The sequence below is a fragment of the Streptomyces sp. NPDC020996 genome (assembly GCF_040641355.1).
Lineage (GTDB): Bacteria > Actinomycetota > Actinomycetes > Streptomycetales > Streptomycetaceae > Streptomyces.
This window is the reverse complement of sequence record NZ_JBFADM010000085.1, coordinates 21,325-29,425: the sequence shown is the minus strand read 5'-3', so window position 1 is coordinate 29,425 and position 8,101 is coordinate 21,325. Positions and strand designations below refer to the sequence as shown.

Genomic DNA, 8,101 nt, shown 5'->3' with positions numbered 1-8,101 from the left:
TGGTCCGCGACAACCCCGACCAGACCATGACCGTCGACCCCTGCAACCTGCAGTTCCTCTACCAGGGCAAGTCCCCCACCGCGAGCGGCCCCTACAACCAGCTGCCCTGGCGGCCGGGCGTCCTCACCCTGCAACGCTGACAGTGAGGATGTTCATGGATGTCTCCCGGCGGGGTCTGACTCAAGCTCTGACTGACTTCGGGTCTTCAACGGGATCTGTCGACCTGCGCCGGGAGACGTCCGTGTGCATCCACCGGCCTGGGCTTCGTGACGCGCACGCCGCCTTCACGGTCGAGACCGGAATCCCTGTCCACTTCGCCGACCCCCACAGCCCCTGGCAACGCGGGACCAACGAGGACAGCGAAGAGCTCCAGGCCGTCGCGGCGGTCTTCAACAACCGGTCCCGGAAAACCCTCGGGTGGCGAACCCCGTCTGAAGTGTTCGCCGAGCAGCTACGATCGCTCCCACCAGCCAGTGTTGCGACGACCGATTGAATCCGTCCAGTACACCGGACGGGCCTTCGCCGACGCGTGCAGCCAAGCCGGCGTCCGCCAGTGCATGAGCGCGATCGGCTCCAACGCGGACAACCCGCTCGCCGAGTCCTGCAACGCGACGTTCAAAGGCCCGCCTCCTCGTTGCCGGCAGCCGTTGTCAGGACAGGAAGGTTCCGTAGGGGCCGTTCAGGATCTGATTCTTCTGGCTCTGGTTGAAGTGGGTGTTCGGGTAGTCGTAGAACGAGGCGGACATCGGTGTGCCGTCGGTCGAGGTCGAGTCCGGCAGGCCGAAGGCGTGACCGAGTTCGTGGACCATTCCGCCGTACCAGCGGTTCATCGACTGCCCGCTGGTACCTGCGGCGCCGTCGGCGTCGTGCCCACTCAGAATGACCCACCCGGTGTTGGCGCCTCCGCCCGCACCTTCCCCTTCGGCGCTGATCTCGCCGACGTTGAGCCACCGGCTGTCGGGACTGGCGAGGCCCAACTTCCTGGCGAGCTCGTTCTGCATGTTCGTGACGGCCCACCAGTAACGGTCGCCGCCGTTGGGGGTGTTCTCGTACCAGCTTCGCGGCTGGTCACCGCCCACGACCTCGACCACCGGGTTGTTCAGCGTGAAGGTCTTGCCGAGTTCCTGTTTGTAGTAGCGCTGGGCTTCCCGCATCACGTTCGCGATGCCATCGGGGTATCGCTGGTCGAACGGGACGTCGGAGGGCTTCAGCCAGAACACCCGGACGGTCTTCGTCGGAGGCGTGGCCGGGCCGCCTCCGTTGCCGGCGAAGCCGGGCAGGCGCCATGTCCGCGACGCCGCGTTGCTGCAGGGCATCTGGACGAGACCGGTGTCGCCGGCCGAGGAGTCGCCTGACGGGGCGATGCATTTGCCGGAGTGGACCGCCTGCAGGGTGAAGACGTTGTTCGTTCCGTTGATCGTCACGGGCGTCAGACGGAACTTCTGACTGGCTCCGGCGGCGCAGGTCCGCTGGACGATCGTGGCGTTGTCGGCGCTGGACGCCCCGTTGACGTCCACACATTTTCCGCTGGTCGACGTGCCGATGCCGTACTGGTCGGTGGTGCCGCTCGCCGGGGTGAAGGTGAAGGTCTGGTTGCCGCCGCCGTGGCAGGCCCACTGGATGAGCTGGACGTCGTCGGCGGCGGAGCTGCCCGGCACATCCAGGCAGTTGCCGCCGTTCTGGTTGACCGCGGTGGAGGTGAACGCCGTGGCGGCCAGGGCGGGCGGTGCGGTCGCGACGGTGCCCAGGACCGCGCCGAGCAGCATGGTGAGCACAACGACCCAGAGGGACGGTAAGCGAGTTCGTTTCATCTGATTCACTCTCCTGACGGTGCGGGCAGGGTGACACCGAGGGCCACCGGGGTGCCGAAGTTCGGTGTGCCGTCGGCGTTCCAGGCGAACTTCTGCGCTCTGGTGCTGCGGTTCATGTCGCAGCCTCCGGAGGCGGAGCTGTTGGCGTGGTAGACGATCCAGTCCTCGGTCCCGTCGGGGGACTTGAAGAAACCGTTGTGGCCGGGTCCGTACACGCCGTTCGCGTCGGACCGCTGGAAGACCGGGTGGGGTGACTTGACCCAGGAGGAGGAGTTCAGCGGGTCACCGCCGTTGTACGTCAGCATGCCCAGTTTGTAGTCGGGCGTGGAGCAGTGGCTCGCGGAGTAGACGATGAAGGTCTTTCCGTTGTGCTGCAGGACCTCGGCGCCCTCGTTGACCGCACCGCCCGCCGTCTCCCAGCTGTATGTCGGGGTGGACAGCACTCGCCGGGTGCCGCTCGCGGTCCACGGGTTGGACAGCGGCCGGATGAACATCGGCTGCGAGCCGTTGTAGAAGGTGCCGAGCAGATAGAGCTGTCCGTTGAGCTGGAGGATGCTCGGGTCCAGTTCCCAGGTGTTGTCCTGGGTGGGGTCGAGCAGGTCGGCCTTGAAGGTGTAGGGCCCCATCGGGTCCAGGCCGGCGCTCTCCAGCACATGGATCCGCTGGGTGCCCAGGTCGTAGGGCTCCCGTCCGGCGGTGTAGTAGAAGTACCACCGCTTTCCGTTCGGCCCGTCGAGCAGGTGGAACTCGGGCGCCCACATCGTGCTGGCTCCGTTGGGCCGGGTGAGGTTGAAGATCACCTGGTCGGCGGCGGTGGCGAGCCCTGCGAGGGTGCTCGCCTTGCGCATGGTGACCGTCGAGTTCCAGGTCGTGGTGGCGAGGTAGTAGTACCCGTCGTAGTACGTCAGCCAGGGGTCCGGACCGTGCGGGGAGAGCGGGTTGGTGAACATGTGCGGGCTCGTGCTCCCTGCGGTGAAGCCGGGCAGCCGCCACACCCTGCTGTCCGCCGCGGCGCACGGCAGCTGGACCAGGCCGGTGTTCGAGGCCGACGAACCGCCGCTCGGTGCCATGCACTTGCCGGAGCCGACGGAGACCAGATTGAAGGTGTTGTCGGTCCCGCTCACCGACACCGGCGTGAGCCGCCACTGCTGATTGGTTCCGCCGTGGCAGGGCCACTGGATGATCGCGGCGTCGTCCGCGGGTGACGCGCCGGAGACGTCGACGCACTGACCGGACTGGGTGGTGATCGTGTAGGTGTCGCTCGATCCCGCGACGGGAGTGAAGCGGAGGTTCTGGTTCCCTCCGGCACTGCAGGTGTACGTGCGCAGTTGTGCTCCGGCTGTCGACGAACCGTTCGGCAGGTCGAGGCAGTTTCCGCCGGCCTGGTTCACCCCGGTCGAGGTGAACGTGACGGCTGCGGCCGCGGCTGCGGACGGAGGGGCCACCAGGAGTGCACCCGCCATGGTGAGTGCGCCCAGGAGCGCGGACAGACATCGGGATCGGGTCACGGGCCGTACACCTTTGCTTCGAGGAGACCGACGGAGTTCGTGCCGTTGCCGGTGAGCAGCACCCGCAGTCGCGTGGTCTTCGTCGCGGTGAAGGTGACGGTGTTGTACTGGTCCTTGGCCAGGGGGTAACCGCTTGCTCCGGGCACGTCGACGTAGTCGCTGCCGTTCCAGTACTGGAGCTTCCATGAGGCGGGCATGTCGATGCCCTGGTCGTCGTCGAAGAAGTAGACCTGGGCCTTGTCGACGGTCTGGGGCGACGGCCAGGTCAGTTCGGCCCATTGCTGTCCGCTCTCCGGCCAGGTGCCCCAACGCGGGTTCACGGTGTCGTTGGACGAGGGCGGGTCGATGCCGTCGTTGATGGCGCCGACGTTCTCCCAGGAGGAGGTGTACGACGCGGACGCCGTCGCGGATGTCGCCAGGTTGGCCGGGGCCGGTGGCTGGACGCCACCCCGGTTGAAGATCTTGACCTCGGTGAGGCCCGTCCTGGCCCCGGAGGCGTTGGTGGCGAGGACCCGTACGCGTTGGGCGTCGACCGACGGGAACCGCATCAGGTTGTAGTTGGCCCGCGGTGCCGCCGGGGTCTTGGTCTGGCCGGGCACGTTCACCCATGTACTGCCGTTGTAGTACTGGATGGTGTAGCCGGACGGGGCCCGGTAGGTGGTGCTCGCCGGGCTGCTGTCCTTGAAGTACAGGCGCACCTCGTTGAAGGTGCGGGTGGTGCCGAGGTTCAGCTCGTACCAGTCCTGGCTGTTGGGGGAGCCGCCGGCGCCCCAGAACGGCTCGTTGGTGGGGTAGCCGTCGACCGCGCCGGAGACGGTGCTGCCGGAGCCCGTGTAGGAGGCTGACACGCTCGCCCCGGAGGCGAGGTTGGTGAGGCCGGCGGTCAGGTCGACGCCGGCCTTGGCGAACATGTCTACCAGGCGGGGACTGTCCTGCACGACCTGGTTGGGGGCCTTGAGGCCGGGCGCGGCGGTGTGGTGGCTGACCGTGCCGCCCGTGGTGACGTCGCCGGTGGCCGGGTCCCAGGTGAAGGGCACCAGCGAGTTGAGGGTGGCGACCCGGTTGCCGTCGACGTAGATCGAGTAGCCTTCCGGGACGCCGGGATAGCGCACCACGCCGTCGGAGGGGTCGTCCCAGACGATGGACAGGTCGGCGTTCCGGTAGCGGAGGTTGTTGACGGTGAAGTGGTCCCAGCCGATGTCGATCGGGGAGAGTTCCACCTTCGCGTCGTTGCGCGGCCGCAGACCGGCGACGTCCTCGATCACGGTCCAGTTGCTGCTGCCCAGGATGTTGTGGTGGATCCAGGAGCGGTAGCCGATCGCGCTGCCGTTCCAGTCGGCCCAGAACTCGTTGGCGTCGGGCCACTGGGTGTTGCCGCCGATGTACTGCGCCCAGGTGTTCCAGTAGAGGAGCTTCTTGTAGTCGGTCGCGCTCATCCAGGAGTTGGGGTAGTTGCGCAGGACCGAGGAGTAGAGCCGGAACTGAACGGTGGAGTTGATGGTGGAGAAGTTGTTCGAGCCGGGGTTCCCGGCGTCGGCCGCCGCCTTCTTGTCGGCCTGGTTGGCCGTGTAGAAGGGGAAGACGGGGTACTGGGCCGGGTCGTCGAACAGCCGGAGTGCCTGCTTGTAGGTCGCGGTGTTGGGGACGGCGCCGACCGAGAAGGGGTAGTAGTTGTTGATCTCCTTCCAGGGAACCCACTCGTTGGTCGACTTCAGCCGGTGCTCGAACAGTTGCCGGTTCGGGTTCCACAGCACGTTGACGATGGCGTCCTTGATCTGGCCCGCCAGCGTGCGCATCTCGGTGGCCTTGGCGGTGTCGCCGACCGCCTCGTAGGCCTGCGCGGCGGCGAGCGCGCCGCTGTACTGGTAGGCGGACTCGGTGCGGTCCATGTTGCCGGGCTTCCAGTGGAAGGAGACCGCGTCGGCGTCGTTGCCGGTCAGGGCGCCCCAGTCGTACTCGATGAGCTTGTTGTTGTCGTGGTCGTAGTAGCCGAGCTGGCCCTTGACGTCGCCCTCGGCGTAGTGGGCGAGCTGGCCGGCGATGGCGGGCTGGCCGCCATGGATCTGGAAGCTCTTCCAGGCCGCCTCGGCGATGTACTGGGTGTAGCTGTTGGACCAGTTCTCCGGGTCGCCGGGGTTGTCGAGGAAGCGGCCGCCCTTGGAGGTCTGGCCGACGCTCAGCCAGTCGCCGTACGCGTAGGCCGGGTTGCGCAGGTACTTCAGATCGTCGATGTGCATGGGCTGGGTGAGGGCGATGGCATTGTTGTAGCCGAGGGCGCCCTCGACCGACGTCGGGAACTGGAAGGTCTGCCCGGGGATGTCGGCGTCGAGGTTGTTGAAGCGCATCAGCCACCAGCGGTAGTAGATGTTCTTCTTGATCGCCGGTTCCGGTACGTCGATGTAGGGCACGTTCTGCGCCCACCACAGGTTGTAGGCCCTGACGTGCGTGGCGAAGGCGGTCGCGGGGGAGTAGCCCGCGTAGGCGTCGTACTCGGTGAGGGACTCGGGGATCTCGTCGGTGACGAAGCCCATGACCACCTTCGTGGTCACGGTTGCTCCGGCCGCGATCGTGACCGACCGGTTGAGGCCGCCGCTGGAGACGGTGAAGCCGTCGCCGGTGAGCCGGGGGCGGATGGTGGTGAGGTTGTTGTAGGCGTTGACCTGTCCGGTCAGCTCGCTGCCGGAGCCCGTGGTGGCGTATGGGGAAGTGACCCGTAACTGCAGGGTGGTCGAGCTGCTGCCGTTGTTCTTGATGGACAGGTTGGTCACTGCGACGTTGTTGTCGGTGATGAACTTGGTCTGGTTGACGGTGACCGAGCCGCTGGTGTGCAAGCTCTTCCAGTAGCTGGGGGCCTGCCAACGCACGGAGACCTGCTCGGTGAAGGTGCCCGGGGTTATCGCCACCGTGTAGGCGCTCTTGTCGTTGATGCTCTCCCAGTAGGCGACCTTGCCGCCGAAGCCGAGCTGGGAGGGGTCGTGCTCCTTCATGAAGAGGGCGCGACCGCGGCTCATCAGCCAGGGGCCGGCAGGGTCGTCGCCCGAGCGGGCCAGCAGGCGGTCCATCCAGAAGTCGGTTCCGGAACTCTCCGCGTCGTAGATGCTCCGCATCATGTCGCCCGGTGTGTAGCCGACGGGCGGGGACGGGATCGCGGGTCCGCTGAAGGCGGGGAACCCTATGGTCTGTGCCGCGTGGGCCGGAACCGTGGTGAAGGCCGACCAGAAGACGAGCACCAGTGCGACGAGCAGGTGCTTTGTCGCAGAGTTCGCCGTTCGTGGGCGACCGACGGGTGAGCGGCCGGCGGCGACACGTCCAACCGGAGCCCGGTCCCTTCCGTCGCCGGGTGCGCCGGCGACGAACCGGCGGGATGCGCCGGCTCCTGCGGTGGGGATCGTCGTCCATGGTCTTCTCAACGGATGCTCCCTGTCCGATCGGCAGCAGACGTCTGTACCCGGGCGCACGGTGAGGGGGCATCGGCTGCCGTGCCTATGTAGTGCTCATGACATGAAGGGTTTCGGCTGAGCGGTGGAGCGCCGGGCAGGGAGCGGGCCGGGGAAGCGGTCCCCTGCGGGTCCTGCCGGTACTGAAACGAAACCTAAAAGGTTTTCGCAACGTAGGTGCAGGACCCGGAAGTGTCAAGGGGGGTGGGAGGGGGCTGGGGCGGCGGCTGCGCGCTCAGGACAACGGCGCGGTCGACCCCCTGATCACCACGCGGCAGGGCAGGGTCTCCACACCCGAGCGACGGGCCCCGCCGATCGCGCTGAACAGCGCGTGCGCCGCCGCGCGGCCGACCTGTTCGAGGTTCATGTCGACGCTGGTGAGCGGAGGGCGGGAGGCGGTGGTGAGGATCTCCCAGTTGTCGAAGCCCATGACCGACACGTCCTCCGGCACCCGATGGCCCCGCTCGCGCAGCACGTCCATGACACCGCGGGCGATCTGGTCGCTGCCGCACAGCACGGCGTCGACGTCTGGGTGCTGGTCGAGCAGCATCGTGGTGGCCGCCCGTCCCCAGCCCTCCGACCACATCCCGAAGCGCGGTTCGCCGACCAGGGCGAGGCCGGCGTCGGAGAGCGCGGACCGGGCGCCCTCGGCCCGCTCCTGCGCCGCCAGGTATCCGGGGTCGCCGGTGATGTGCGCGATCCGGCGGCGCCCGCAGGCGAGCAGATGGTTCACGGCGATCCGGCCGGCTCCCACGCTGTCGGGGACGATGGACAGATCCCTCGGATCCTCCGACGGGGCGTACGCGTAGACCACGGGGACGGGCAACTCGCCGCCCAGGGCCGGGCGAGGGTCGGTCCGGCTGCCCACCACGATGAGGCCGTCGACCCGGCGGCCCAGCAGCGCGCGGACGTGGTGCTGCTCGCGGATCGCGTCGCCACGCGCGTCGCACAGGAAGACCGCGACCTCGCCGGCCCCGAAGGCGTCCTCGGCGCCCATGAGGATCGGGATGCTGAACCGCCCCTCCAGGTCGCTGGTCAGCAGCCCGACGGTGCCCGTGCGGCCGGCGAGCAGACCGCGGGCCAGTTGGTTGGGCCGGAAGGACAGCCGCTCGGCCGCGTCGACCACCCGCTGCCGGGTCTCGGCACGCACCTGGCTGCGGCCGTTGAGGGCCTTGGACGCGGTGGCGATGGACACGCCTGCCAACCGGGCGACGTCGCTGAGGGTGGCGGGCTGCGAACGAGAGGGGTCGGTGGCCTGTGCCATGGGTGCTCCTGCCTCGTGTCGCGTGCCGAAGCCGTCGAGGCTGACACGTCGGGGACAAAACACTACGCGAAAGGTTTCGGA

General features: G+C 67.8%; 4 protein-coding genes and 2 pseudogenes. 2 read left to right on the top strand and 4 right to left on the bottom strand.

All coding sequences use genetic code 11. The annotated features are described in order from the left end of the window. Together AB0G63_RS35705 and AB0G63_RS35700 are read left to right on the top strand one after the other, a co-directional pair. Window positions 1-140: pseudogene (locus AB0G63_RS35705) on the top strand (alpha-L-arabinofuranosidase); the annotation flags it as partial. Between the two features lie 134 nt (window positions 141-274). Then, window positions 275-493: pseudogene (locus tag AB0G63_RS35700) on the top strand (IS30 family transposase); the annotation flags it as partial. Between the two features lie 157 nt (window positions 494-650). Here AB0G63_RS35700 and AB0G63_RS35695 read toward each other — a convergent pair. The 4 genes from AB0G63_RS35695 to AB0G63_RS35680 form a co-directional block, all read right to left on the bottom strand. Then, a complete protein-coding gene (locus AB0G63_RS35695; protein ID WP_360759015.1) occupies window positions 651-1,811 on the bottom strand; it encodes an RICIN domain-containing protein in 1,161 nt (386 codons plus the stop codon). A 5-nt stretch (window positions 1,812-1,816) separates the two neighbouring features. After that, window positions 1,817-3,319, bottom strand: coding sequence for a family 43 glycosylhydrolase (locus AB0G63_RS35690; protein ID WP_360759013.1), 1,503 nt, complete (start codon window positions 3,317-3,319; stop codon window positions 1,817-1,819). Beyond that, window positions 3,316-6,549 carry a discoidin domain-containing protein gene (locus AB0G63_RS35685; RefSeq protein ID WP_360759011.1) on the bottom strand — a complete coding sequence of 1,078 codons (3,234 nt, stop codon included), beginning with the start codon at window positions 6,547-6,549 and terminating at the stop codon, window positions 3,316-3,318. Before AB0G63_RS35685 ends, AB0G63_RS35690 begins: the two co-directional genes overlap by 4 nt. 442 nt (window positions 6,550-6,991) lie before the next feature. Next, window positions 6,992-8,020, bottom strand: a complete 1,029-nt coding sequence (locus tag AB0G63_RS35680) for a LacI family DNA-binding transcriptional regulator (protein ID WP_360759009.1) — start codon at window positions 8,018-8,020, stop codon at window positions 6,992-6,994. Between the last annotated feature and the right edge of the window lie 81 nt (window positions 8,021-8,101).

What these genes read in the sequence shown, in the direction of transcription:
- AB0G63_RS35695 (WP_360759015.1), bottom strand. Translation starts at nt 1,811, where the DNA reads ATGAAACGAACTCGCTTACCGTCCCTCTGGGTCGTTGTGCTCACCATG.
- AB0G63_RS35680 (WP_360759009.1), bottom strand. Translation starts at nt 8,020, where the DNA reads ATGGCACAGGCCACCGACCCCTCTCGTTCGCAGCCCGCCACCCTCAGC.